This is a genomic window from Leisingera aquaemixtae (assembly GCF_019801145.1).
Taxonomy (GTDB): domain Bacteria; phylum Pseudomonadota; class Alphaproteobacteria; order Rhodobacterales; family Rhodobacteraceae; genus Leisingera; species Leisingera aquaemixtae_A.
This window is the reverse complement of the sequence record NZ_JAHVJQ010000010.1, coordinates 96,086-119,634: the sequence shown is the minus strand read 5'-3', so window position 1 is coordinate 119,634 and position 23,549 is coordinate 96,086. Positions and strand designations below refer to the sequence as shown.

Genomic DNA, 23,549 nt, shown 5'->3' with positions numbered 1-23,549 from the left:
AGCAGACACGAATGTCTGTTCCCAATCCTGGGGTTACAAACTTCTCAAAATTTTCACACAGCCGGGGCAATGGTCTCGAACTTACCTTGCAACACACTCACAACCAACGGTGGGGTTGATACCACCCTGAATCTATCCTGGGGCCTCACGGGTTGGACACTCGCGTTTGCATAAGCGATCTTGCCTTAAAGTTATGCAAGAATGAAACGGAGTACCCCGTTGATAGAAACGTTACCCCTGGCGGTCGAACCTTCGGAGCGTGAGACACTTCCCTCCTTCTTTTCGCGCATGGCTGCGATCAATGGTACCGACGCCACCGGATTTGCCCTTGATCTTGGCTTTAGTTTCAAGCGGATCCTGAACCAGGAGCGGGAGGCGATGGACATTTTTGCCACCCGATCCGGTTTGGCGCCCGGTCAGCTGGCCACCATGCTGTCATGGACAGGTGAGCCAGTCGGGGACGTACGCATGAAATTTCGCGGGGAAGTTTTTGTCTCCCGCGCCGTACGCAACCCTATCATCCGCGGCTGACCTCATTGCCTGCGTGAGGCGGCAGAAAAACAAGCCTCTCCGCTGAGGCACATGGCCATGGCGGGAGACTGGCTGTGCCGCGGTGTTGATGTGTGCTTGCGGCACTGCCATCCTCTGATGCCACTTTGGGAAAGCTCGCGGCCTGTAAATCGTGATGATGCTGGTGCCAGATTGGCTGAAATCCTGCCAGACCTTCTGGCGGGCAATTTTGACAGCGATCTGATTGAGCCGTCCGCCTATGACGCCTGGCTTGATCGGCGCCTGTCGCAAGGTGAGGACAAAACGTGGCTGGCAACTCAGCCTTTGTTTGCCGCCATGACCTGCTGTGCGTTGCTTGGCAAGGAACTCCTTCGTGCTCAGGAACTTGAAGCTGACGACCGTGCTGAGAAGGCCAAAGGCTTTGATGCCGCATCGAGAGGGCCTGAGGAAATCACGTGTGCGCTCGATGGCATTTTGCTGGCGGGGGAGGGGGATACTTTGGATCAAAACAGGCATTGCCGATGCTGCTCGAGGCACTTGGTCGCCTCTATCGCAGCGATGATAGCTTTGATGGGTTTCGCGATATTGTACGTCGGCATTTGTTGAGGATCTGGCCGGTCGAGGCGGGAGATGAGGTTCTCGGTCAAACCGTGCCTGAACGACGCCTCCATTCTCTTGCCTCGGCAAGCAGGGAAACCGGGGTCGGCAAGTCGGTCCTCAACGGCTTCCTGACTGAGGCTGGAGCGTTCCCTCCTGATGACACGCGCGCTGATGCTCGCAAGACCTTCGACGCAAAGAAATACAAACCCCTTCTGGAGGAGATCCCGACTTTGGTCGGGCCGATTGCGATGCGCAAAGCTATGGGCGCGACGCTAGTCGAACTCAAATCTCTAAAAGCTGACGGCGTGCTGGCGCCCAGGACGAAAGTTGCAACGATCAAGTCTCCCTGGCGGGTGTCTGATGGGCTGCACCTGCTCGAGGAGTTGGAGCGAAAAGCTATTTTGCTAGAAGCTGGTACGCTAGGATGGGAAACGATCCAGCATGTTCACAAGCGAGTGGGTCTTTCTGTCGGCCAGGTTATCGCTGCGATCAGGGACGGCAGATTGAGGGTCGGCAAGCGCGCTGAGGCGTTTGGGTATCACGGACTCGTCGTCAACGTTGCCGAAGTTGATCAGTCGGAGTTACTTCGCTCCCGCGAGCAGAAAATGGCGGCCATGGAAGGGGAGATGAACGCAACTGCCTTTGCCCGCTCAATCGGAGTGCGGGAGAAGGGGGCGCTCCAAGCGTTGATCGAAGGTGGCCATACGCCTGCGATGGAGGTTCTGCACCCGCTGACAAAGCGCTCCCAGTGGCGGATGTCCGGTGCGGACATCGCTGCTTTCCATGACAAGTTCACCACGCCGACGGTGATAGTGAAGGAGACCGGGCTTCACCGGAACACGATTCTGGCGGCTTTTGCAGCTCACGGGATTGAAGCTTTCCGGCTGAATGGTGTGGCTATCGGACCGATCTACCTCCAAAAGGAGGTTGCACCCGTCCTGAACACGCTCATGAGCTGACATTTGCCTGCTGGCCCCCGGGGCCGGTCGAGGAACGAAAGCGTTTTCTATCTGAGCCTTTACTACACTCAACTTCACTTGGCACTTTCCACTTGACACAGGGTGTGCATCAATACCCCCAAAGTGTGCAAGGTTATGCCTAATTGGCACAAAAGGAGAAAATGGCGATCCCTGAAGGACTCGAACCCTCAACCTGCTGATTAGAAGTCAGCTGCTCTATCCAGTTGAGCTAAGGGACCGCTTGGCGCCAGTTATGACAGGCTCCGGCCGGGGGTCAAGCCGCGGCGCGCAGATCCAGGCGCATAAACACGGACCAGGGGTCTTCGGCGTAATCCGCAAACGGCGGGCAGGGCGCAAAGCCGAAGGACTCATACAGCCTTCGCGAGGGCAAGAAGTCATCGGTGGAGCCGGTTTCCAGGCAGACCGCGGCGGCCTGTTCGCTGCGGGCAAGGTCAAGCAGGAACTCCAGCATGGCGCGGCCGGCGCCGCTGCCGCGGGCCTCGACCAAGGTGTGCATCGACTTCAGCTCGCGGGCGCCGTCGCCGAGGTCCTTGAGCGCGCCCATGGCCAGTGCCCGGCCGGACCGGCGCAGCAGAAAGAATTTCACCTCCGGCCCCTCCAGCCCGCTGCCGTCGAGTGCATGGCAGCTTTCCTCGGGCGATTGCGCCACCATCTGCTCCAGGTGGCGGCGGATCAGCGCGGCGGCCTCCGGGTCCGAGGGGCGGGTTGCGGTGATGTCGAACGCGGCGGAGGCTGTGGCGGTCATCGTCGGGGTCCATTGGGCTGTGTGCGGGCTGCGCTGCCGCAGCCGCATGTCCCCGGGTTGTAGCGGCCGAATTGCGGCTGGCAAACCCGGAAACGTTTCCAAACACCCGCTGCAGGGGTGTGTGCCTGTTTTTTGGGCAGCGCGCCCCGGGCTCAGCCGTAGATGCTGCTCCAGGCGGCGGCCTGGGCCTTGGCCGCGGCGGGCGGCAGCGCCAGAAGCAGCAGCGCGCCGCCGTCGGAGGCCGCAAGGATATGCTGCTGCGGCGAGACCGGCAGCAGCAGGCAGTCGGGTTTCGGCACCGGCACCCGGGCAGAGGCGGGGCGGGCGGCGCGGGCGATGAGCGCGTTGCGCACCGCCTCCAGCTGGGCCAGCAGCGGCGCAGGACCGGCGGATTCGGCGGAGCCGCTGCCGCGGGGGCAGTAAAGCCAGGCAGCGGCCTGGTCGGCGGCCTGGGCACGGAAGCGGTCCAGCGGCCCGTGGCCGACGGCAGAGAGCGCGGCCTCCAGCATCCGGGCCGAGCAGCTGCCGGCCCCCTGCGGTGCAGCGCAGGGGCGGCGGCGGAAGCAGAAGCCCCGGCCCTGCGCCTCAGCCGCCGCCTCCAGGCGGCGCAGGCGGGCGGCAAACAGCTGCGCCGCTGCGGCCGGATCCTCGGCGGCGGGGGAGGAGTCTGCGGCGGCGGCCAGGCTGAGGCCCGCCAGCCTGCGCTGCGCAAGGGTGAGGCTTGCGGCAGGCTGCTGCCCGATCACCAGGGTCAACTGGCGCGGCAGCACGGTTTCGCTGATTTCCCGCAGCACGGCGGCACTGAGGCTTTCCTGCCCGGCCGCCGGTCCGGCGTCTGCCGGTTCCGTCAGCCGGGCCAGCGCCTGACGCAGCTTTGCCGCGGCGGTCTGCTGCTTCGGGGCCTGATGTGCCGGATCCGCCATCACACCCCCCCGTCCAGGGCTGCCAGCAGCTGGCGCGCCGGGAAGGCCAGCCGGGTGGCGGCATCGGCATCGGAGCAAACGCAGAGCACCGCATCGCCGGTCCCGCCCGCGGCGCGCAGGAACAGCCGTGCCTCGCCCGGGGCCAGCACCAGCACGTCGTCCGCCGGGGCCGCCGCTGCGGTGCCCGCCGCCCGGGCGGCGGCATCCAGCGCCAGGAACCCGCGCCGGGCCTGCTGGCAGAGATCGTCAAGGTATTCCTGCGGGTGGCCGGACGCGCTGCTGCTGCGCAGGACAATGCTGGCGCCGAGATCGCCGAAGGCAGCCAGGCGGCAGCCGGGCTCCTGGCGGCGCAGATCGTCGAGCTGGCGGGCCAGAGTCATCGGCTCCCTCCGCTGCGGGCCTGCACGGGCTGTGGCACGGGTCGTGGCGGCATGGCGTCCTTACTCGCTGTCAAACGGTGCTTCGGGAGGCAGGCGGTCCGGCCGCGGGCTGCGCCGCGAGGCGGCTGACACCCGGCGCGGCGTCACCCGCGGGCCGCCTTCGGCCTCGGCGGGCACCGGCGGCTGGGCGCTGCTGCCGCGGGGGGCGGCGATGTCAAGCACCTCTGCCCGCAGCGCCTGATCGGGCTGCAGCGGCTGCGCCGCAGCCCGATCCCGGGCCGCCGTGCTACCGCGCCCCGGCTGCGACCAGTTCAGCAGCAGGTCGACCAGGTATTCGATGAACCCGTCGGCGCCGCTGGTCTTCCAGGCCTCCATGTCCTCGCCGGCGGAGAGCGCCTGGCTGAGCGACAGCGGGAAGATGGCGTTGAAGGCATCGCCGGTTTCCTTCTGCACCCGGCGCAGCACCCGGTCGCGGTCACGCGGGGTCTTGAGCTTGTCGAAATGGGTGATCAGCAGGGTGCTGGGGGCATCGAGGCGGGCCGCGATCTCCTCCCAGGCGGCGGCTTCGGACTGGCGCCAGGCCTGGGTGGCATGGGTGCACCAGATCACGCTGTCGACCTCCGGCAGCAGGTTCTGCCAGACGCTGGCGGGCATGTTGGGATCGGAAATCCCGGGCATGTCGATCAGGTCGCACAGCTCCAGTGCCTCGGCGGGCAGGCTCAGGCGGATCAGCGCAGTGGTTTCCAGCGGCACGCTGGCCAGATCCTCCAGCGGCACCGGCGCCTCGCTGCCGTCGGTGCCGACAAGGCGGGCGCCCTCCGCCCCGTGCGAGATCCACACCGGCGGCAGGCGGGTGGCGGTAACCCGGGTCGGCAGCGGCTGGCGGCCGACCAGCAGGTTGGTGAGAGTGCTCTTGCCGGCGCTGAATTCGCCCATCAGCGCCAGCCGGGGCTTGCGCGGCAGGGCGGCTTCAGGGGCGAAGGGGGCGGCAGCAGGAGCGGTGGCCTGCGAGGCAGTCTGATACGTCATGCGGTGAAACTCCTGAGTGTTTCCATGGCAGTAGCGGTCTGTGACTGGCGGCGGCCGGCCTCATCGCCGGCAAACAGCGCCTGCATGTCGCCGCCGCCGCGGGAGCAGTCGGCGATTTCCAGCAGGATGTCGCGCTGATCGTCGAAGAAGGTCTGAAGCCGGGCGAGGATAGCGGCGCGTGCGTCCGCCGTCTGCACGGTCTTGAGCTGGGTCATGAAATCCTCTGTCTCGCCTGCGATCAATTTGCGAAACTGTTTGGCAAAGGCCTTGTAGCCGCGGGTGCGGCGCCACCAGGAGGCCCACCAGCTGTCGTTGAAATCAAGCGCAATAGACTGCGCCAGGGCCACCGGGGAGGCGGGCTGGGGCACTTCCGGCACCGCCAGCTGGATACCCTCGACCGCCTGGCCGAAACCGTCATAGAGCAGCTCTGCCACATCCTGCACCGCGGCCTCGTAGCGGACCAGGGAGGCGGACTGCAGGCGGCTGGCCATCACCGAGTAGGCAGAGCGCAGGAGCATCCGCAGCCCGGCCGGGTCATATTCCCAATGGCAGTCCTCGCCCCATTTCTCCAGATGGTCGATCAGCGAATGGGTGGCCCGGTCGGTAAAGGTGGCATGGGCCCGGTCGGCGCGGTCGCGGAAGGTGTCGAGCACAAGCTTCAGCTCCGCTTCCAGCGCTTCCATATGGGTCTGGCAAATCCCCTCGAAGGCGGTGCGGACGTCGTGCATGTTGGCGCCGCCGCCGCTGCCCTCGCCCTGCACCAGCACCGCATTGGCGGCCTGCTGGCCGGTGGCGGCGGTGGTAGCGGAGGCAGCGATGCGCTCCAGCAGCGGCGCGCCAAGGTCGGCGGCAATGCGTTCGGAAACGGCGCGGTTGAGGGCCGGGATCCCCGACAGCTCCCACACCATATTCTGAGCGGTGGCCTTGGCGTGGGATGCATTGACCGACGCCTCGGCCCAGTTGATCAGCGCGGCGGAGCTGGCCGGGTCCATATCCTCCAGCCCGCCGGTCAACACCTTGTTGGCCCAGTAGGCGCTGCCGAACAGGATGGTGGCCTCCTGCGGCCCATGGTGGGTCTCCAGGGTCTGGCGGATGCTGGCTTCGATCTCGGCGATCTGGTTTGCCGGGTCGGCCAGCTCGTCGATGCGGTTGACGAAAATCACCACCTCGCGCGACTTGAGGTTGGAGATCATCCGGATCAGCCCCATGTCGACCGAGGTCAACGCTTGGCCCGCCGACAGCACCACCACGCAGATGCGGCTGTCGCGGATCGCCTGGATGGTGATTTGCTCGCGCATCATGAAGGTGTCGTTGACGCCCGGTGTGTCGCGCAGGCAGAGACGGTGCGGCACGCTGTGGCAGTTCAGGTACAGATCGGCGGCGCGGGTGATGTCGGCAAAGCGGCCCTGTTCGTCGACCTCGCCCAGATCCTCGCCGTCGAAGTCGTCGCCGAGGCAGATGTAGCGTTCGATCAGGTTCTTGTCGAAATAGCCGTAGTCGTGCTTCTGGCCCATCAGGAGCTCGAACTTGCGGCCCAGCCGCTGGCGGGAGCGGTCGCGCATCTCCTCGATCTGGGCACGGATCTTCTGCAGCTCGCTGCCGGCGCCGGCGCGGCCCGCCATTTCGCCGATGCGGCCGCCCTTGGTGGTCAGCCGGTCCCATTCCTCCTCGGTCATGAATTGAAAGCTGGCCTTGTTTTCGATGCGGCTGTCGCCTGGCTCCAAATGCAGAGAGGTGACAACCGAGGTCCAGGGATTCACGTCGGACGGCAGGAGGTCGGCCCAGCCCGCCATCGCGTTGACCAGCGAGGTCTTGCCGGATTTGACCTGCCCCAGCAGCGTGACGCTGGGCTCGAAGGCGGCCAGTTCCTCTTGCAGACGGGCGAGGCTGCGCTGGACCCGCTGGCCTGCAACCTCCTGCAGGGCGGTGAGCGCGCCGTCCAGCCGCCGCGCCTTGCGGGCATAGGCCGCCAGCGGCTCCAGCCCGGCGCTCAGGTTGGTGGGCCGCGCGGAGGCGCGGATGTCGGTGGCACTCTCGATCTGGTTTTCCATGTTCATGGCGGAACCTGCTGTGTCCTGCTTTGGCGTTTCTTCTGTTGCCCTGCCCGCCGGCGCCGGAGGGCAGCGCAGGCGGGCAGGGGGCGGCGGGCCTTATCCGGGCGGATCCCCGGACAGCTCCTTCTTCAATTGTATGAGCAGCGTCACCGCATCGATGGCTGCGTCCTCGTCCTGTTCCAGCTGGCACAGCATCAGCATCTCCTCGCCGTCCTGCACCGCCTCGCGGGCGGCATCCGCCGCGGCGCCGGGGGGCAGGGCGCCAAGCGACTGCGACAGGCCGCGGATCAGCTCCATGCACTGGGCCAGCACCGGGCCGGCCTGGGGGCCGCCGGCAGCCTCGGCTTCCGCCAGCATCTGCTCGGCGCCCTGCTGCAGCTGGTCAAGCGCGGCCGCCAGGCTGGCGGGCTGCGCGAATGCGGATGCGGCAGCGGGTACCGGCGGCGCGGCTTCCGCCGGAAGCGAGCCTCCGAACTGCCGGATCAGCAGCTCCGCCTGATCCACATCCGAGGCGCGGCCCAGCTCCACCTGCCGCAGCATGTCGCCGCTCAGCTGTTTGCCGCCGCTGGAGCGCCAGAGCCCGTCCTGCGGCGCCTCTGCGGAGCGGGCGGTCAGCCCCTGGATCGCGGCCACCGGGTAGACGCCCAGGAACTCCTCCGCGGCGATCGGCTCCAGCGTTTCGATCAGGCCGGGCAGGGTGCCGCGCATCACTTGGCGGTCGGCCATGGTGAGCACTAGAAAGCTGTGGTCCTTGGTGCTGTCGGGCACCGCCGCCCAGAGCGCCTGTTCGGCAGCAGGGAAGTCCTGGCTGCACCACAGGATGATGTCCGCCGAAGCCGCCGCCTGCTGCAGCAGGTCGTGGCGGCGCTCCTGCGGCCCGGCCAGCGGCAGTTCGCGGTAGCTGTGCCAGCACAGCTGCGGGTCGGGCAGGATCTGGCGCGCGCGGCGGGTGCCTTCCGGCACCTCCAGGCGGGCGAGCACGCCCGGCTGCTGCAGGCGCTCGCCGGCAGCGGATTCGAACACCACGGCCTCCTGCGGGCCGTGGCAGATGTCGACGAGCAGGCCGCTGCCGTTGCGGCCGATGACCACCCGGCCCAGCAGCATGTCGATGAGGGCGGATTTGCCGGCGCCGGGGGCGCCAGCGACCGCCACCTGCACCGGCTGGCGCAGGCGCTGCAGCAGCTGGCTACCCCAGCCGCTGACCTCCGAGGGCAGCAGGCCGGTGCTGAGGGTCCGCTCCAGCTGGCCTGCCAGCGGGCTTATGTCTCTCTGGGGAAGGCTCACGCGGATGCATCCGTCTTGCTGCGGCTGCCGCCAGGCGTATCGCGCCAGGTTGCGGTGGCCAGGAAGGTGATCACCCGGCGGCCGGTGCGCGGGCGGGCCGGAGCGGCGGGCTGGCTGCCCGGCAGCGGTTCCGCTTCCGCAGGCAGCGGCCCGGCCGCCGGGGCCTCGGCGGAGAGCGGCGGGGCGGGCAGTTCGGGGGCTGCCTGCGGGTCGAAAGGCTTGATCACGCAGAAGGCGGCGTTGTCCTGCTCCGGCGCGTCCAGCGCTTCCAGCCGCTGCATCAGCGCGGCGCCGATGCGGGCGCTGGGGCTGCAGCATTCGGCGGCCAGCACTTCGGCAATCTCTTCTTCTGCCAGAAACAGCAGCCCGTCGCTGGCGGCCAGCACGATATCGCCGTGCTGCAGCCGCACCGGGGCGCTGCGGCAGTCAATGTGCGGGATGTCGGCGCCGGTCAGCACCGAGGTCACGCAGTGGCGGTCCGGATGGGCGGCGGCCTCGGCCGGGTCCATGCGGCCGCGCGCCACCAGCTTCTCCAGCTCCGCTGCCATCGAGTGGTCGGCGTTGAGACGGATCAGCGCGCCGTCGCGGAACAGGTAGAGCGGCGAGTCCCCCACCGAGATCCAGTAGAGCCGGTCGCGGAACAGCACCGGCGCCAGAAGGGTGGCGCCCATGCCCTGGGCCCGCAGCTGTGGCTGGTGGCTGGCGTATTCGCCGAGACAGGCGTTGGCGCCGTCGGCGGCGCTATGCAGCACCTCGCCGATGGCGGGCTCCAATTGCTCCGGCTCGCCCGCGCGCAGCTTCAGCTCGCTGAACACCTCGGTGACCACGATCTTGGCGGCGACATCACCCGCCGCATGGCCGCCCATGCCGTCGGCCAGCACCGCAAAGCCGGTGCCGGCGCCGGCCAGGAAATCGGCCGCCACGGCATCCTCCTGACGGTCGCGGCGGCCCTGGCTGATGGCCGTCGCGGCGTCGTATTCGAGCTCAGCTGAATGCAGCATGGGAGCCATCGCGTTGCTGCGGCTGGTCCCAGCCGAAATCAGCGCCGCAAAGCGGCACGAAGCGCAGTGTGGTTTCGCCGATGCGGATCACGTCGCCCGCCGCCAGCTCCTCGGTGCTGAGCACCGGGCGGCCGTTGCGGCGTACCAGGTTCGCCTTGCCGCCGTGGCCGATGTAAAAGGACTTCTGCTCCGGGTCATAGGCGATGGCGGCGTGATTGTCGCGCGAGATACTGTTGTCCCCGAAGTCCAGCCGCACGGTCTGGTCTTCGCCGCGGCCGATCACGGAAACGCCGCTGAACAGGGTGAAGGCGGCACCGCGGCCCGGGCCCTGCACCACTGCCAGCCAGCCGACCGGGAACTGAGTGTAGCCGGGCGCGGCACCCTCGGCACTGCGCGAGAACGGGTCGCTGCCGGGCGCCTGCGCCGGGCTGAAGCCCAGCAGGCGGGTCTTGACGCGGCCTGCGCGGCTGGCGCCGCGGCCCATCGAGGGCGCGGGCACGTCGATCGGCGCAGCCGCGGCGGGCGGTGCCTGCGGGGCAGCGGGCTGGGGGGCCTCAGCAGCAGCCTGCGGGTCCGGTTGCCAGGCCGTTTGCGGAGCGGGCTGCGCCGCGGGCCGGGTGGACCCGCTCAGGCCGTCCTCCGCCGCGGACACGGCTTCCGGCTGCGGGGCGGCCGCCTCCGGAGCTTCGGCAGGTCCATCGGGAGCGGTTTCGGGCTCGCCGGCGCCGCGGACGGCATTGCGGCGGAAAATCCGGTAGCCCCCCGGGCGCTCTGCCGCCGCCTCCGGCTGCTGCAGGCGGCCGAAATCGGCCTCCGCTTCGAAGGTGTCCTGGAAATCTTCTTCATCCTCAGGCAGATAACCGCCATTCTCGTCTTCGCCAGCCGCGTAAGCGTCCTCCGGCGCATAGGCTTCCTGCTCCGGCTCCTCGGCGGCTGCGCCGAAGCCGTCCAATGTGTCGGGCTGCGCCGGTTCCTGCCCGGGCTCGGGGGCGGCCTGCGGGGCCGCGGCGGGCGCCGGGGCCTGCTCGCGGGCAAAGAAGGCGGCGATAGCGTCCTCCTCAGGTGCTCCGGTGTCCAGGCTGCCGGTGATGTCCTCTGCCATGTCCTGCAGATCGGCAGCGGCCTCGGTGTCCTCTTCGTCCGAGTCCGCGGGGCTGTCTTCCAGGAAATCCTCCGGCAGGAAAAACTCCTCAGCGGTGTCCTCTTCCGGATCCGGGTCCAGCAGGAAGCCGCGGTCCAGGCTGAGCGGCGCGCCGCCGCTGCCTGCCGCCGCCTCGGCCCCGCCGGTGAGCGAGGCAAAGGGGTCCTGCGGAGGCGGCTGCACCGGTTCCGCGGCAGGCGCGTCCATCCGGACCCGTTCCCGCTTTTCGCCGATGATATCCTTGATGAACTTCATAACCGTTTCCTTCAGTTCTTAACCGTTGCCGGGCTGCCGTTCTGGAACCCGAAAATCCTGCGCAGGCGGCCTGCCAATGTGGGTTTGGGCGGCGCCTCCCCCAGGGCGGCCGCCGCGGGCGGCTGCCCGGCGGCAGGGGCGTTCTTGCTTCGCCGCGCCAGGGCGTCCTCCTCTGCCAGCCAGGCCTCCAGATCGCTGACCGGCTCGCCGAACAGATTGACCATCTGGCAGGGCTTGTCCGCAGCCGGTTCCGGCGCCGGGTCCGGGTCCGGGCGGGCGGCGCGCGGCTGGCCTGGGGTGAGGCTCGAATTGGTGGCGGCGACCAGATCGGCGATGGCCAGGTCCAGTGCGCCACTGTCCTCTAGCGCGGCGGCCGCCTGCGGCTGGGCGGCGGCGGCGAGCGCCGGGTCCGCGGCATCGCATTCCGCCAGCATCCCGGCCCAGGCGCGGGCGGACTGGAAACGCTCGGCCGGCAGCACCGACATGGCCTGGTCCACGGTCGCCAGCAGCGCCGGATCCGCCGCCCAGGGGCCGCCCAGAAGTGGCGGGCAGGGGTCCGGGTTGCCGGCCGTCACCGCGGTCAGCCGCTGTTGGCTGCCGGGCGGAACCTCGCCGGTGATCAGGTAATAGAAGGTGGCGCCAAGCGCGTAGATATCGCAGGCCGGGCGCTGCGGCAGGTCGGGCTTGTACAGCTCATGCGCGGAATAGCCGTCCTTGACCGCGAGCAGCACAGGCAGCGCGGTGTCATCCCGCGGGGTGCTGCCGGCCGCGGCGCCGAAATCGATCAGGGTCAGGGTGCCGTCTTTGCCCAGAAGCAGGTTGTCGGGCGAGATGTCGCGGTGCAGGATACCCAGCCCGTGCAGACAGCCGAGCGCCTCCAGCGCCTGGTCGAGGATCTGCCGCAGCAGCGGCGCGGTCAGCCGCTCCGACTGCTCCTCGCGGATCGTCAGCAGGTCCAGCCCGTCGATGAATTCCATCGCGATATAGGCGGTCTGGTTTTCCTTGAAGACCTGGTGCACACCGACGATGCCGGGATGTTCGGCGCGGGCCAGCAGATGCGCCTCGCGCAGGAAGGCACGCAGCACGTTGCGGCATGATTTGGCGTGCTCCGGCGCGGCCGGCGCCACCTCGTGGCCATCGCGGCGGCAAAGACCGGCAGGAAAACATTCCTTGATCACCACCCGCCGCTCCAGGCTGTCGCGCGCCAGGTAGGTGATGCCGAAACCGCCGCTGATGAGCGGCCGCTCGATCTGGTACTGGCCCTGGAGCAGCTTGACGCCGCAGGGCAGTTCGCAGACCGGTGCCGGATCGGCAGATGGTGTGTCGTGAGGCACGTTGGCATTTCCTCGTGGCAGCAGGGACGCAGCCGGAACAGGGCGGCTGGACCTTAACGCTGCCGGCGGAATGGGGAATGTTCACGGCCCCATTCGGGCAATTGGGGCAGATCCGCCCGATTTCCGCCGCAATTGTCCCGAAAGGGCAGCAAACATTGGGTTAACGCGCGGTCGGCTAGTTGCTTTGAAGTTAGTTAAACTGCGCACCTATCCCGCCGGGCCAGGCGGCGGTCATCCGGCGCGTGCCGGGTGCGAGGCGGCCGGGCCTGCAGTTGCGGGAGCGGCGCAAGGGGGGTGGGAAACTCCCCCCGCTGCCGTTATGATTGTCGCATGACAATGTGGCATCCCGATCCCGAATCCCTGACCTCTCCGCTGCATGCCAGCCTGGCGCAGGCGCTTGCCAAGGCAATTTCCGACGGCCGCTGGGCCAAGGGGGCGCAGCTGCCGACCCACCGCCGGATGGCTGAGCAGCTGGGCTTGAGCGTGCACACCGTCAGCAAGGCCTATGACAGCCTGCGGCGGCAGCGGCTGATCGACGGCCAGGTCGGACGCGGCAGCTTTGTGACCGGGCCGGAGGCGGCCGGCAGCCCGCCCTACCGGCTGCAATCGGAGACCGGCGGCGGCTTTGACTTGTCAATTTCGCGGCCGCTGTTTGCGCAGCTGCACGCGGATCGGTTCCAGCAGGCGCTGCAGCAGCTGCCGGAAGGGCTGGATCCGTCCTGCTATCTGTCCACCCGTCCCAACGCGGGCCATGAGGCGCACCGGCAGGCCGGCGCGGAGTGGCTGAGGATCTGCGGGCTGGAGGTGCCGGCCGGGCGGATCCTGATGACCAACGGGGTCAGCCACGGGCTGTCGGCGGCACTGACGGCGCTGGCTCGTCCCGGCGACACCGTGGTGGCGGACAAGATCACCCATCACCTGCTGGTCTCGGCCTGCGCCAGCCTGGGGCTGACCCTGGCCGGGCTGGAAATGGATGGCGATGGGATGCTGCCGGACGCGCTGCAGGAATTTTGCCGCAACAACAATCCCAAGGCGTTGTTTTTGCTTCCTTCCCTAGCCAATGCCACTGCCGGGATGATGCCTGAGGCGCGGCGCCGGGCGCTGGTGGAAGTTGCCCGCCGCCATGATCTTCTGATCATCGAAAACGACGCTTTCGGCCCGGTGGCAGAGGACCGCCCGGTGCCGGTTGCGGCGCTGGCGCCGGAGCGTACTGTGTATCTGACCACCTTCACCAAATGCACATTGCCGGGGCTGCGGGCGGGCTATCTGGCAGCACCGGAGCATCTGCTGCCCGCGCTCACCGGGCGGATCGTGGTGTTCAGCTGGATGGCCACTCCGCTGGTGTGCGAGCTGGCCAGCCGCTGGGTTCGGGACGGCACCGCGCTGGAGCTGGCCCGCTGGCAGCGCCGCGCCCTGGCGGAGCGCCACGCCATCGCCGCGGAGGCGCTTCAGGGCTGGAACTGGCAGGGCCACCCGGCGGCGCTGCACCTGTGGCTGACGCTGCCGGGCGGCTGGACCAGCGAGGGCTTCGCGGCCTACGCGCGGCAGCTGAATGTCGCGGTGGCACCGGATACCCCGTTCCTGGCGCCGCGGGTGCCGCCGCAGAACGCAGTGCGGATCTCGCTGGGCAGCGTGCAGGATCCGGACCGGTTCCGGCAGGCGCTGGAGCTGCTGGCAGGAATGCTGCGCCAGCCGCCGGAGGCGGCGGCGGCACTGGCTTTCTGATTGTCACGCGACAAAAAAAAATTGACTCGCAGGACAAGTCTTTCCAAGGCTGGATCAGGGCGCGCCGGCCGGGCCGGAACCACGGGTTCCGGTGCAGGCTGCGGCGGGCCTTTCCTGACACCTGCCTTGCAGAACGAGCCCGATGACAGAGACGATCACGCTTCAGCACAGCTATCAGGCCCGGGCGCGGATTGCGGGGCGCATCCGTCAGACCGCGATGATGGATTCGCCCACGCTGAGCCGGCTCTGCGGCGGGCAGGTGGCGCTGAAGCTGGAGAACAGCCAGATCACCGGCAGCTTCAAGCTGCGCGGCGCGGTGAACGCGGTGCTGTCGCTGACGCCGGAACAGCGCGCGGCGGGCGTGGTGGGCGTTTCCACCGGAAACCACGGGCGCGGGCTGGCCTATGCGGCGGCACAGTCCGGCGTGCGCTGCGTCATCTGCATGTCGGAGCTGGTGCCGCAGAACAAGGTCGCAGGCATCCGGTCCCACGGCGCCGAGGTGCGCATCATTGGCCGCTCCCAGGATGACGCGCAAGCAGAGGCGGAGCGGCTGACCGCCGAAGGCATGACCATGCTGCCGCCGTTTGACCACCCGGATGTCATCGCCGGGCAAGGCACCGTGGCGCTGGAGATGCTGGAGCAGATGCCGGGTCTGCAAACGGTGCTGGTGCCGCTTTCGGGCGGCGGGCTGATCTCCGGCGTCGGCATGGTGATGAAGGCGGCAAACCCGGACATCCGCGTCATCGGCGTCAGCATGGAACGCGGCGCTGCGATGCACGCCAGCCTGCAGGCGGGCAGGCCGGTGCAGGTCGAGGAGCTGCCGACGCTGGCGGATTCGCTGGGCGGCGGCATCGGGCTCGACAATGCCTATACTTTCAAGATGACGCAGGCGCTGGTGAATGATGCGGTTCTGGTCTCCGAAGCGGAAATCGCCGCCGCCATCCGCCACGCCTATTTCGAGGAGCGGCAGGTGATCGAGGGCTCCGGCAGTGTCGGCATCGCGGCGTTGCTGGCGGGCAAGATCAAAGAGCCGGGGCGCTGCGCGGTGCTGGTCAGCGGCCAGAACATCGGCATGGGCCTGCACAAGCGCATAATCGATGGCGAGGATGCGGACATGGCGGCAGAAAGCGGGGGTGGCGCGGATGCGTGATATCAAGATCCTGACCGAGGCGGACCTGCGCGTACTGGTGCCGCTTGATACCGGCGCGGTCGACTGCGTCGAACAGGGATTTACCACGCTCGCCGGGGGCGGAGTGGAGATGCCGCCGATCATGACGCTGCTGGTCCCCGACCATAACGGCGAGGTCTGCGTGAAATCCGCCTATGTGCCGGGCATCGAAAGCTTTGCCATGAAGATGAGCCCCGGGTTCTTCGACAACCCCAGGCTCGGCCTGCCCAGCACTACCGGACTGATGGTGGTGTTTTCCAGCAAGACCGGCCTGCTGGAGGCGCTGCTTCTGGACAATGGCTACCTTACCGATGTGCGCACCGCCGCGGCGGGAGCGGTCGCGGCGCGCCATTTGGCGCGGGAGGATGCAGCGCGTGTCTGCATTATCGGCGCGGGCGTGCAGGCGCGGATGCAGCTAAAGGCGATGACCCTGGTGCGCGGCATCAAAAGCGCGGAAATCTGGGCGCGGGACTCGGCCAAGGCAGAAGCCGCAGCCGCCGGCCTGCGCGAAGACCTGGGAATGAATGTCACCGCCAGCACGGATATCGCCCAGGCGGTTGCATCGGCGGATATCGTCGTCACCACAACCCCCGCGGCGGAGCCCGTGGTCCGGGCCGACTGGCTGCAGCCGGGGCAGCTGGTGATCGCAATGGGATCGGACCAAGCGCACAAATGCGAGCTGGACCCCGCCTGCCTGGCGAAGGCGGACCTTTATGTGCCCGACAGCCAAGCGCAATGCGCCGACAAGGGCGAGCTGCGCAGCGCCGTGGCGGCGGGGCTGATCGCCGGGGACCGCCGCTTTGCCGAACTCGGAGACATTGCTGCTGGCAAGGCCGAAGGCCGCCAGTCCGCCAGCGACCTGATCATTGCCGACCTCACCGGCACCGGCGTGCAGGACACCGCCATCGCAACCCTTGCAAGCTCCCGCGCTGATGCGGCGGGGGCAGGCGCCACCTTTACCAGCTGATCAATCAGGACCCACGCATATGGCAGACCCCAAGCTGTATTTCACCCGCGCGGAGTATCAGGCGCGCCTCGGCAAGACCCGGGCAGAGATGGCCCGCCGCGGCATCGATCTTCTGATCGTCACAGACCCCTCAAACATGAACTGGCTGACCGGCTATGACGGCTGGTCCTTCTACGTGCATCAATGCGTTATCGTCAGCATGGACGGCGCGCCGGTCTGGTACGGCCGCGGCCAGGATGCCAACGGCGCCCTGCGCACCTGCTGGATGGATCCCGCGAATATCATCGGCTACCCGGACCACTACGTGCAGTCGACCGAGCGGCACCCGATGGACTACCTGTCTGCGCAGCTGAAAGACCGCGGGCTGGACGGCGGCGTGATCGGCGTCGAGATGGACAACTACTACTTCACCGCCGCCGCTTTTGCCTCCTTGCAGAAGCACCTGCCCAATGCGCGCTTTGCCGATGCCAATGCGCTGGTCAACTGGCAGCGGGCGGTAAAGTCCGAGGCGGAGCTGGCGTATATGCGGCAGGCGGGGCAGATCGTCGGACGGATGCACCGGCGCATTGTTGAGAAGATCGAACCGGGGATGCGCAAATGCGATCTGGTGGCGGATATCTATGACGCAGGCCTGCGCTATGATGCGGAGCTGGGTTTCGGCGGCGACTACCCCGCGATTGTGCCGCTGCTGCCCTCCGGCTCCGACGCCGCCGCGCCGCATCTTACATGGGACGACATGCCGATGAAATCCGGCGAGGGCACGTTTTTCGAGATCGCGGGCGTCGTCCACCGCTACCACTGCCCGCTGTCGCGCACCGTGTTCCTGGGCAAGCCGACGCAGACCTTCATGGACGCGGAGAAGGCGGTGCTGGAGGGCATGGAGGCGGGCCTCGAAATGGCCAAGGCCGGCAACACCTGCGAGGACATCGCCAAGGCGTTTTTCAAGGTGCTGAAGACATACGGCATCGAGAAGGACAACCGCACCGGCTATCCGATCGGCGTCAGCTACCCGCCGGACTGGGGCGAGCGGACCATGTCGCTGCGCCCGGGCGACACCACCGTCTTGCAGGAAAACATGACCTTCCACTTCATGACCGGCCTGTGGATGGAGGATTGGGGTTTTGAGATCACCGAAAGCATCCGCATCGGGGCAGACAGGCCGGACTGCCTGTCGGATGTGCCGCGCAAGATGTTCGTGAAGGATTGAGCCATGAAGAAAAACCCAATCTCCCCGACCATCCCGCTGGACCGCGACGGGGTGCATCACGGCTTCCTGAAACTGCCCTACAGCCGGGATGACTCTGCCTGGGGCTCGGTAATGATTCCGCTGACGGTGATCAGGAACGGAGACGGGCCGACGGCGCTTCTGACAGGGGCCAACCACGGCGATGAATATGAAGGTCCGATTGCGCTGCAGGAGCTTGCCGCTACCACGAAGTCTGAGGACATCACGGGCAGGCTGATCATCGTGCCGGCCTTCAACTACCCGGCCTTCCGCGCAGGAACCCGCACCTCGCCCATCGACAGGGGCAACATGAACCGCGCCTTTCCGGGCCGCCCCGACGGCACCGTGACCGAGAAGATCGCGGATTACTTCCAGCGCACGCTCTTGCCGCTGGCGGATCTGGCGGTGGATTTCCACTCCGGCGGCAAGACGCTGGACTTCGTGCCCTTTGCCGCCGCCCATATCCTGGAGGACAAACCGACGCAGGAGGCGTGCTTTGCCGCGATGAAAGCGTTCAACGCGCCCTATTCGGTGGAGCTCTTGGAGATCGACAGCGCGGGCATGTATGACACCGCGGTGGAGCAGATGGGCAAGGTTCTGGTCACAACGGAGCTTGGCGGCGGCGGCTCCTCCACCGCGCGCAGCAATGCAATTGCCAAGAAGGGGCTGCGCAACGTGCTGATCCATGCGGGCATTTTGCAGGGCGAGATGCAGCTGGAGGAGACTGTCAGCCTGACGATGCCGGATGATGACTGCTTTCTGTTCAGCGAGGGCGGCGGGATGTTCGAGATCATGGCGGATCTGGGCGAAGTGGTTGCCAAGGGGGACCTGCTGGCGCGGGTCTGGCCGCTGGACCGCACCGGCCAGCCGCCGGTGGAATACCGCGCCCGCCGGGGCGGGCTGCTGATCAGCCGCCACTTTCCCGGGCTGATCAAATCCGGCGACTGCGTCGCGGTGATTGGGGTCTCGGCGGCATAAACAAACTCTGGAAATAACCGGGCAGGCCGTATAGGCCTGTCTTACCCTGGCAATAAAGGCATTGCGCGCTGCTGCTGTGGGTCGGGTGGAGATACCCGCACATCCCGCGCAACACCTGCGCCGGATCCGCGCAACCCTCCTCCCGAAATTCAACCGGCGGCGCGCCGCCTTATTTGTGAGGATGACCAATGCTGAAGAACGACCAGCTTGACCAGTGGGATCGCGAGAACTTTTTCCACCCTTCAACCCATCTGGCCCAGCACGCCCGCGGTGAAAGCCCCAACCGAGTCATTAAAACTGCCTCCGGCGTGTTTATCGAGGACCGGGACGGCAACCGGCTGCTGGATGCCTTTGCCGGGCTTTACTGCGTGAATGCGGGCTATGGCCGCCAGGAAATCGCCGAAGCCATCGCCGATCAGGCGCGGGAGCTGGCCTATTACCATTCATACGTGGGCCATGGCACCGAAGCCTCGATCACGCTGGCGAAAATGATCCTAGACCGGGCGCCTGCCAACATGTCCAAGGTCTATTTCGGTCTTGGCGGCTCCGACGCCAATGAAACCAACGTCAAGCTGATCTGGTACTACAACAACATTCTGGGGCGGCCCGAAAAGAAGAAGATCATCTCCCGCTGGCGCGGCTATCACGGCTCGGGCCTCGTCACCGGCTCGCTGACAGGCCTCGAGCTGTTCCACAAGAAATTCGATCTGCCGGTGGAACAGGTCATTCATACCGAGGCGCCCTATTACTACCGCCGTGACGACCTGGATCAGACCGAAGAGCAGTTCACCGCCCATTGCGCGGCGGAGCTGGAAGCGCTGATCGAACGCGAGGGCGCGGGCACCATCGCCGCCTTCATCGGCGAGCCGGTCTTGGGCACCGGCGGCATCGTGCCGCCGCCTGCGGGCTACTGGCAGGCCATTCAGGCGGTGCTGAAGAAACACGATATCCTGCTGGTCGCGGATGAGGTCGTCACCGGCTTCGGGCGGCTCGGCTCCATGTTCGGCTCCGATCACTACGGGATCGAGGCCGATATCATCACCATCGCCAAGGGCCTCACCTCGGCCTATGCGCCGCTTTCCGGGTCAATCGTCTCGGAGAAGGTCTGGAAGGTGCTGGAGCAGGGCACTGAGGAAAACGGCCCGATCGGCCACGGCTGGACCTATTCGGCGCACCCGATCGGGGCGGCAGCAGGGGTGGCGAACCTCAAGCTGATTGATGAACTGAACCTTGTCAGCAATGCAGGTGAGACCGGTGCCTATCTGAACGCGACCATGGCAGAGGCGCTGTCGGGCCATTCCAACGTGGGCGAGGTGCGCGGCGAGGGGATGCTCTGTGCGGTCGAATTTGTGAAAGACAAGGACAGCCGCACCTTCTTTGATGCCGCGGAGAAAATCGGCCCGCAGATCGCCGCCAAGCTCCTGGAGCAGGACAAGGTGATCGCGCGGGCCATGCCGCAGGGCGATATCCTGGGCTTTGCGCCGCCCTTCTGCCTTAGCCGGGCGGAAGCCGATCAGGTGGTGGAGGCCACCCTACGCGCGGTCAAGGCGGTGCTAGGCTGAGCCTCAGCCCGTTCAGTTACGGCAAATTTCGAGGACGGCGCGTAGACCGCGCCGGCCGTCCTCGAAGTAGAGCCGCCCGCCGTGCTGCTCCGCCACCGTGGCGACAATTGTCAGCCCCAGGCCGAAGCCGTCGATGGCCCTTGTATTGTCGCCGCGGCGGAACGGGGCAATCACTTCGGTGATCTCCGCCGCCGTCATGCCGGAGCCTTCGTCCTCGACCGTGATGATGGCGTGATCGGCGGTGGCGCTGAGGGTGATGGCAGCGCGGCGGCCGTATTTCAGTGCGTTGTCGATCAGGTTGGTGACTGCCCGCTGCAGCGACACCGGGCGGGCCACTACCAGCATCGGCTGACCCTCGGGCATCGCGCTGCGGCCGGGGGCGGAGGTGAAAACCGAGCGCCCGCCCGCCGCCACCTGCGGCTCCGGCGGCAGCAGTTCCACCGGCTTTCCGGTGTCCTGGTAATCAGCGGCCAGCGCCTCCACCAGCGAGCTGAGCGACAGGCGGCGCGGCGTTTCTGCGCTCATCTCGGCGCGGGTGTAGGTCAGCACGCTTTCGATCATGCCGGTCATGGCGTCGAGGTCGGTCTCGAACTTCTGCCGCAGCTCCGCGTCCTGGATCAGCGCTGCCCGCAGCCGCAGCCGGGTGGCGGGGGTGCCCAGATCGTGGCTGACGCCGGACAGCACCGCAGCGCGGCTGGCAAGCTGCTCGCGCTCGGTCTCCAGATAGCTGTTCACCGCCGAGACGATCTCCTGCAGCTCGCCCGGCCCCTGCATTGCATAGGCGTCCGGCCCGCCCAGGCGGCGGCGGTGGCGCAAGGCCCGGGCGAAACGGTCGAAATGGGCCGAGGTGTCCATGACCAGTGTCGCCAGCACCGCCAAGGCCAGCAGCGACAGCAGCACAGCGGGCAGGCGCAGGTCGCGCGGCGCCGCGGAACAACCCCAGACGGCGGTGCCGTCCACCCGCTGCCACGGGCCGTAGCCCGCGCGGGCAAATACCACCGGCTCGCTGCAATAGGTGGCCAGCAGCCGGGTGACAGCCCCCAGTTTCTCTGCCGCGGAGGCTGCACCCGCTGGCGGCAGCTCTGCCACCGGGTAGCGCAGGGCAGGGGAGGCGATGACCAGCGCCAGAACCTCCCCCGACAGGGGATCGGGGCCGCTGTCCAGGATCGAGACATTGGTGAAGAAGGCGGGTTTGGCGATTCCCTCCAGCCGCAGGTAATCGCCTGCCGCCAGAAACGCGGCCTGATCCGGCCCCAGAGCCGTTACCGACACTCCCGCAGGCGGCGGCGCGGCGCGGCGCAGTGTACCGTCCAGGGTGATCCCCGCGATGGCGGCGCGGGTCAGATGCGCCTGCCAGCTGGCGGTGGAGTGGAACCAGCCCCAAGCGCCGCCCAGCCCGGCGGCAAAGGCCAGCGGCAGCAGGATCAGCCCCCGGGTTCTGAGCCGCAGCGCCACCCGCCTCAGTCCCCGCCGGTCTCGACATCCACCGCCAGGACATAGCCGGTGCCGCGCTCGGTGCGCAGCAGCTTCGGCTCCTTGGGGCTTTGTTCGATCTTGGAGCGCAGCCGCCCGACCAGCACGTCAATGGCGCGTCCGGAACCTTCGTCGCTGCCGCCCTCGCCTGTCACATCCAGGGCCGCGGCGATCTCCTCGCGCGTCAGCGGAATATGCGGGTTGGCCAGAAACACCTTGAGCAAGCCGGTCTCGCGCCGCGACAGCGCCACCTGCACCCCGGCGGGCGAAATCACCTCATCCCGCTTGGCATCATAGGTCCAGCCGGCAAAGCGGAAGATGGCAACGCTGCGCCGGTAGATCAGCGAGGACGACCGCCGCGCCCGCTGCAGCACCGCACGGACGCGGGCCAGCAACAGGTCGGGGTTGAACGGCTTTGCGATGTAGTCATCGGCGCCGGATTCATAGCCCGCCATCCGCTGGTGGTCGGCGGACAGCGCGGAGACCAGAATGATCGGCACATCCTGTTCGGCGCGCAGGCGGGTGCAGATCTCCACCCCGTTTTCGTCACCCAGCATCACGTCGAGCAGGATCAGGTCGATCCGGCCCGCGCCGATCTGGTCGCGGATCTCCGCCTCGCTGCCGCAGGGCAGGGCGATAAAGCCGTTCTGGCGCAGGTACTGGGTCAGCATCATGCGCGTCTCGGCATCGTCATCCACCACCAGAAGCCGCGGAATCGCCATCTGTTGCTCTCCTCGCCGGAAACCGCCGATATGGCTGTTCCGGCTGCTTGTTTGTAACATCATGCAACAAAATCAATTGCTGCGTAACAACAGGTAACAGCTTGGCGGAAAAACTGCATTCCGGCGTGCGCAGGGCGGCGCTGGACAATTGAAAAGCGGTGCCGCGGTTTTGCAAGCTGATGGGGAAGGCTGCGGGGAGCAGCCGGAACATAAGGGAGGAATGAGCGATGAAAAATACCGCTTTTGCGGCCGTATCGGCCGTGGCATTGGCCTGTGCGGCACCGGCAGCGGCCGGACCGCAGGCCGAAGTTCTGCACTGGTGGACATCCGGCGGCGAGGCCAAGTCGGCTGCAGTCTTGCAACAGGAATTTGCCGACAACGGCGGCATCTGGACCGACATGCCGGTGGCCGGCGGCGGCGGCGATGCGGCGATGACCGCGTTGCGCGCCCGGGTGCTCTCCGGCAACGCGCCGACCGCGGTGCAGCTGAAAGGCCCCGCAATCCAGGAATGGTACGAGGAAGGCGTGCTGGCCGATATCTCCTCCGTCGCGGAGGCAGAGGGCTGGGCGGACGTGCTGCCCGGCTCGATCGCGGGGCATATGAAATGCGAGGGTAAATGGTGCGCGGCGCCTGTGAACGTGCACCGGGTCGACTGGATCTGGGCCAATGCCGCGCTCTTGGAGGCCAACGGCATCGAGATGCCCCAGACCTGGGAGGAGTTCAACGCCGCCGCCGACAAGCTGATGGCCGCGGGCATCACCCCACTGGCGCACGGCGGACAGGCCTGGCAGGACGCCACCGTTTTTGAGGCGGTGGCGCTCGGCATCCTTGGGCCGGAATACTTCCGCAAGGCCTTTGTCGAACTGAACATGGACACCCTGAAGTCGGACAAGATGGCCGCCGTTTTTGACCAGATGCGCAAGATGCGCGGCTATGTGGATGCCAACTTCCCGGGCCGCGACTGGAACCTGGCCACCTCGATGGTGATGAACGGCGAGGCGGCGTTCCAGATCATGGGCGACTGGGCCAAGGGCGAGTTCCTGGCCGCGGGCAAGGAGCCGGGCAAGGATTTCCTCTGCGCCTCGGTGCCGGGGGACGGGTTCCTCTATAACGTCGACAGCTTCGCCATGTTCGAGGTGGACGGCGAGGACAAGCAGGCCGGGCAGGACTTGCTGGCTAAGCTGATCGTCGGGCCGAAGTTCCAGGAGGTGTTCAACCTCAACAAGGGTTCGATCCCGGCGCGGGTGGACGTCAAACTGGATGCGTTTGACACCTGCGCGCATCTGTCGGCCAAGGACATGGGCGACAGCGCAGACAATGGCTCGCTGCTGCCCAGCTATGCCCACGGCATGGCCCTGCGCGGCGCGCAGGCCGGTGCCATCACCGATGTGGTGACTGCGCATTTCAACTCCGACATGTCCTCGGCTGAGGCCGTGCAGATGCTGGCCGACGCAGTCGCCAACTCTCTCTGATCCTCCCTGGGCCTCGCGTCC

Annotated in this window: 22 protein-coding genes and 1 tRNA gene; 10 read left to right on the top strand and 13 right to left on the bottom strand. The window is 67.2% G+C overall.

Features of this window, described 5'->3' with window-relative positions; translation table 11 throughout:
* Positions 1–201 precede the first annotated feature (201 nt).
* Genes KUW17_RS19525 through KUW17_RS19515 form a run of 3 tightly spaced genes read left to right on the top strand, consistent with a single transcriptional unit; the run spans position 202 to position 2,069 of the window.
* Positions 202–531 carry a TniQ family protein gene (locus KUW17_RS19525; protein WP_222481975.1) on the top strand — a complete coding sequence of 110 codons (330 nt, stop codon included), beginning with the start codon at positions 202–204 and terminating at the stop codon, positions 529–531.
* A gap of 57 nt (positions 532–588) precedes the next feature.
* Positions 589–1,116: a hypothetical protein gene (locus KUW17_RS19520; RefSeq protein ID WP_222481974.1), complete on the top strand. Its 528-nt coding sequence runs from the start codon at positions 589–591 to the stop codon at positions 1,114–1,116.
* On the top strand, positions 1,032–2,069 hold the full coding sequence (locus KUW17_RS19515; protein WP_222481973.1) for a hypothetical protein: 1,038 nt from the start codon (positions 1,032–1,034) through the stop codon (positions 2,067–2,069). The genes KUW17_RS19520 and KUW17_RS19515 overlap by 85 nt, the downstream gene beginning before the upstream one ends.
* Before the next feature lie 162 nt (positions 2,070–2,231).
* Here KUW17_RS19515 and KUW17_RS19510 read toward each other — a convergent pair.
* The 10 genes from KUW17_RS19510 to KUW17_RS19465 form a co-directional block, all read right to left on the bottom strand.
* Positions 2,232–2,308 (bottom strand) — tRNA-Arg (locus KUW17_RS19510).
* A gap of 35 nt (positions 2,309–2,343) precedes the next feature.
* The gene (locus KUW17_RS19505) at positions 2,344–2,835 is read right to left on the bottom strand and encodes a GNAT family N-acetyltransferase (protein WP_222482034.1); all 492 of its coding nucleotides are present in this window, start codon (positions 2,833–2,835) and stop codon (positions 2,344–2,346) included.
* Positions 2,836–2,987: 152 nt separating this feature from the next.
* Positions 2,988–3,758, bottom strand: a complete 771-nt coding sequence (locus tag KUW17_RS19500; protein WP_222481972.1) for a hypothetical protein — start codon at positions 3,756–3,758, stop codon at positions 2,988–2,990.
* Positions 3,758–4,138 carry a hypothetical protein gene (locus tag KUW17_RS19495; protein WP_222481971.1) on the bottom strand — a complete coding sequence of 127 codons (381 nt, stop codon included), beginning with the start codon at positions 4,136–4,138 and terminating at the stop codon, positions 3,758–3,760. The genes KUW17_RS19500 and KUW17_RS19495 overlap by 1 nt, the downstream gene beginning before the upstream one ends.
* A 60-nt stretch (positions 4,139–4,198) precedes the next feature.
* Entirely contained in the window at positions 4,199–5,167 is a 969-nt protein-coding gene (locus KUW17_RS19490; protein WP_222481970.1) for a dynamin family protein, read from the bottom strand.
* On the bottom strand, positions 5,164–7,224 hold the full coding sequence (locus KUW17_RS19485) for a dynamin family protein (RefSeq protein WP_222481969.1): 2,061 nt from the start codon (positions 7,222–7,224) through the stop codon (positions 5,164–5,166). Before KUW17_RS19485 ends, KUW17_RS19490 begins: the two co-directional genes overlap by 4 nt.
* A gap of 93 nt (positions 7,225–7,317) precedes the next feature.
* On the bottom strand, positions 7,318–8,505 hold the full coding sequence (locus KUW17_RS19480; protein WP_222481968.1) for a zeta toxin family protein: 1,188 nt from the start codon (positions 8,503–8,505) through the stop codon (positions 7,318–7,320).
* Entirely contained in the window at positions 8,502–9,506 is a 1,005-nt protein-coding gene (locus KUW17_RS19475) for a PP2C family protein-serine/threonine phosphatase (protein ID WP_222481967.1), read from the bottom strand. The genes KUW17_RS19480 and KUW17_RS19475 overlap by 4 nt, the downstream gene beginning before the upstream one ends.
* Positions 9,490–10,902, bottom strand: coding sequence for an FHA domain-containing protein (locus tag KUW17_RS23390; RefSeq protein ID WP_261397291.1), 1,413 nt, complete (start codon positions 10,900–10,902; stop codon positions 9,490–9,492). Before KUW17_RS23390 ends, KUW17_RS19475 begins: the two co-directional genes overlap by 17 nt.
* An 11-nt stretch (positions 10,903–10,913) precedes the next feature.
* Positions 10,914–12,236, bottom strand: coding sequence for a serine/threonine protein kinase (locus KUW17_RS19465; protein ID WP_222481966.1), 1,323 nt, complete (start codon positions 12,234–12,236; stop codon positions 10,914–10,916).
* A gap of 330 nt (positions 12,237–12,566) precedes the next feature.
* Here KUW17_RS19465 and KUW17_RS19460 point away from each other — a divergent pair, with 330 nt between their 5' ends.
* From KUW17_RS19460 to KUW17_RS19435, 6 genes are all read left to right on the top strand, one after another.
* Positions 12,567–13,961 (top strand): PLP-dependent aminotransferase family protein, encoded by a 1,395-nt coding sequence (locus KUW17_RS19460; protein WP_222481965.1) that lies wholly within the window; start codon positions 12,567–12,569, stop codon positions 13,959–13,961.
* A 142-nt stretch (positions 13,962–14,103) separates the two neighbouring features.
* Complete coding sequence (gene eutB, locus KUW17_RS19455; RefSeq protein WP_222481964.1) at positions 14,104–15,111, top strand: hydroxyectoine utilization dehydratase EutB; 1,008 nt, start codon at positions 14,104–14,106, stop codon at positions 15,109–15,111.
* The gene (gene eutC, locus KUW17_RS19450) at positions 15,104–16,096 is read left to right on the top strand and encodes an ectoine utilization protein EutC (RefSeq protein WP_222481963.1); all 993 of its coding nucleotides are present in this window, start codon (positions 15,104–15,106) and stop codon (positions 16,094–16,096) included. The genes eutB and eutC overlap by 8 nt, the downstream gene beginning before the upstream one ends.
* Before the next feature lie 19 nt (positions 16,097–16,115).
* Positions 16,116–17,303 carry an ectoine hydrolase DoeA gene (gene doeA, locus KUW17_RS19445; protein WP_222481962.1) on the top strand — a complete coding sequence of 396 codons (1,188 nt, stop codon included), beginning with the start codon at positions 16,116–16,118 and terminating at the stop codon, positions 17,301–17,303.
* A 3-nt stretch (positions 17,304–17,306) separates the two neighbouring features.
* Positions 17,307–18,299 (top strand): N(2)-acetyl-L-2,4-diaminobutanoate deacetylase DoeB, encoded by a 993-nt coding sequence (gene doeB, locus KUW17_RS19440; protein WP_222481961.1) that lies wholly within the window; start codon positions 17,307–17,309, stop codon positions 18,297–18,299.
* Positions 18,300–18,487: 188 nt separating this feature from the next.
* Positions 18,488–19,861, top strand: coding sequence for an aspartate aminotransferase family protein (locus KUW17_RS19435; RefSeq protein ID WP_222481960.1), 1,374 nt, complete (start codon positions 18,488–18,490; stop codon positions 19,859–19,861).
* A 12-nt stretch (positions 19,862–19,873) separates the two neighbouring features.
* Here KUW17_RS19435 and KUW17_RS19430 read toward each other — a convergent pair whose 3' ends face one another.
* From KUW17_RS19430 to KUW17_RS19420, 3 genes are read right to left on the bottom strand one after another with little or no spacing between them, the layout of a single operon-like run.
* The gene (locus KUW17_RS19430) at positions 19,874–21,316 is read right to left on the bottom strand and encodes a sensor histidine kinase (RefSeq protein ID WP_222481959.1); all 1,443 of its coding nucleotides are present in this window, start codon (positions 21,314–21,316) and stop codon (positions 19,874–19,876) included.
* 5 nt (positions 21,317–21,321) lie between these two features.
* Positions 21,322–22,056 (bottom strand): response regulator transcription factor, encoded by a 735-nt coding sequence (locus KUW17_RS19425; RefSeq protein ID WP_222481958.1) that lies wholly within the window; start codon positions 22,054–22,056, stop codon positions 21,322–21,324.
* Positions 22,025–22,267, bottom strand: a complete 243-nt coding sequence (locus KUW17_RS19420) for a hypothetical protein (protein WP_206540061.1) — start codon at positions 22,265–22,267, stop codon at positions 22,025–22,027. The genes KUW17_RS19425 and KUW17_RS19420 overlap by 32 nt, the downstream gene beginning before the upstream one ends.
* 16 nt (positions 22,268–22,283) lie before the next feature.
* On the opposite strand from KUW17_RS19420, the gene KUW17_RS19415 reads away from it, so the two are divergent.
* Positions 22,284–23,528 (top strand): ABC transporter substrate-binding protein, encoded by a 1,245-nt coding sequence (locus KUW17_RS19415; RefSeq protein ID WP_222481957.1) that lies wholly within the window; start codon positions 22,284–22,286, stop codon positions 23,526–23,528.
* Positions 23,529–23,549: the final 21 nt, after the last annotated feature.

Excerpts from the sequence above, each read along its gene's own strand:
- eutB (WP_222481964.1), top strand. The coding sequence starts at position 14,104 with ATGACAGAGACGATCACGCTTCAGCACAGCTATCAGGCCCGGGCGCGG.
- KUW17_RS19475 (WP_222481967.1), bottom strand. The coding sequence starts at position 9,506 with ATGCTGCATTCAGCTGAGCTCGAATACGACGCCGCGACGGCCATCAGC.
- KUW17_RS19520 (WP_222481974.1), top strand. The coding sequence starts at position 589 with ATGGCGGGAGACTGGCTGTGCCGCGGTGTTGATGTGTGCTTGCGGCAC.
- KUW17_RS19460 (WP_222481965.1), top strand. The coding sequence starts at position 12,567 with ATGACAATGTGGCATCCCGATCCCGAATCCCTGACCTCTCCGCTGCAT.
- KUW17_RS19435 (WP_222481960.1), top strand. The coding sequence starts at position 18,488 with ATGCTGAAGAACGACCAGCTTGACCAGTGGGATCGCGAGAACTTTTTC.
- KUW17_RS19420 (WP_206540061.1), bottom strand. The coding sequence starts at position 22,267 with ATGTTCCGGCTGCTCCCCGCAGCCTTCCCCATCAGCTTGCAAAACCGC.
- KUW17_RS19425 (WP_222481958.1), bottom strand. The coding sequence starts at position 22,056 with ATGGCGATTCCGCGGCTTCTGGTGGTGGATGACGATGCCGAGACGCGC.
- KUW17_RS19485 (WP_222481969.1), bottom strand. The coding sequence starts at position 7,224 with ATGAACATGGAAAACCAGATCGAGAGTGCCACCGACATCCGCGCCTCC.
- doeB (WP_222481961.1), top strand. The coding sequence starts at position 17,307 with ATGAAGAAAAACCCAATCTCCCCGACCATCCCGCTGGACCGCGACGGG.
- KUW17_RS19495 (WP_222481971.1), bottom strand. The coding sequence starts at position 4,138 with ATGACTCTGGCCCGCCAGCTCGACGATCTGCGCCGCCAGGAGCCCGGC.
- KUW17_RS19515 (WP_222481973.1), top strand. The coding sequence starts at position 1,032 with ATGCTGCTCGAGGCACTTGGTCGCCTCTATCGCAGCGATGATAGCTTT.
- KUW17_RS19415 (WP_222481957.1), top strand. The coding sequence starts at position 22,284 with ATGAAAAATACCGCTTTTGCGGCCGTATCGGCCGTGGCATTGGCCTGT.
- KUW17_RS23390 (WP_261397291.1), bottom strand. The coding sequence starts at position 10,902 with ATGAAGTTCATCAAGGATATCATCGGCGAAAAGCGGGAACGGGTCCGG.
- doeA (WP_222481962.1), top strand. The coding sequence starts at position 16,116 with ATGGCAGACCCCAAGCTGTATTTCACCCGCGCGGAGTATCAGGCGCGC.
- KUW17_RS19500 (WP_222481972.1), bottom strand. The coding sequence starts at position 3,758 with ATGGCGGATCCGGCACATCAGGCCCCGAAGCAGCAGACCGCCGCGGCA.
- KUW17_RS19490 (WP_222481970.1), bottom strand. The coding sequence starts at position 5,167 with ATGACGTATCAGACTGCCTCGCAGGCCACCGCTCCTGCTGCCGCCCCC.
- eutC (WP_222481963.1), top strand. The coding sequence starts at position 15,104 with ATGCGTGATATCAAGATCCTGACCGAGGCGGACCTGCGCGTACTGGTG.
- KUW17_RS19525 (WP_222481975.1), top strand. The coding sequence starts at position 202 with ATGAAACGGAGTACCCCGTTGATAGAAACGTTACCCCTGGCGGTCGAA.
- KUW17_RS19505 (WP_222482034.1), bottom strand. The coding sequence starts at position 2,835 with ATGACCGCCACAGCCTCCGCCGCGTTCGACATCACCGCAACCCGCCCC.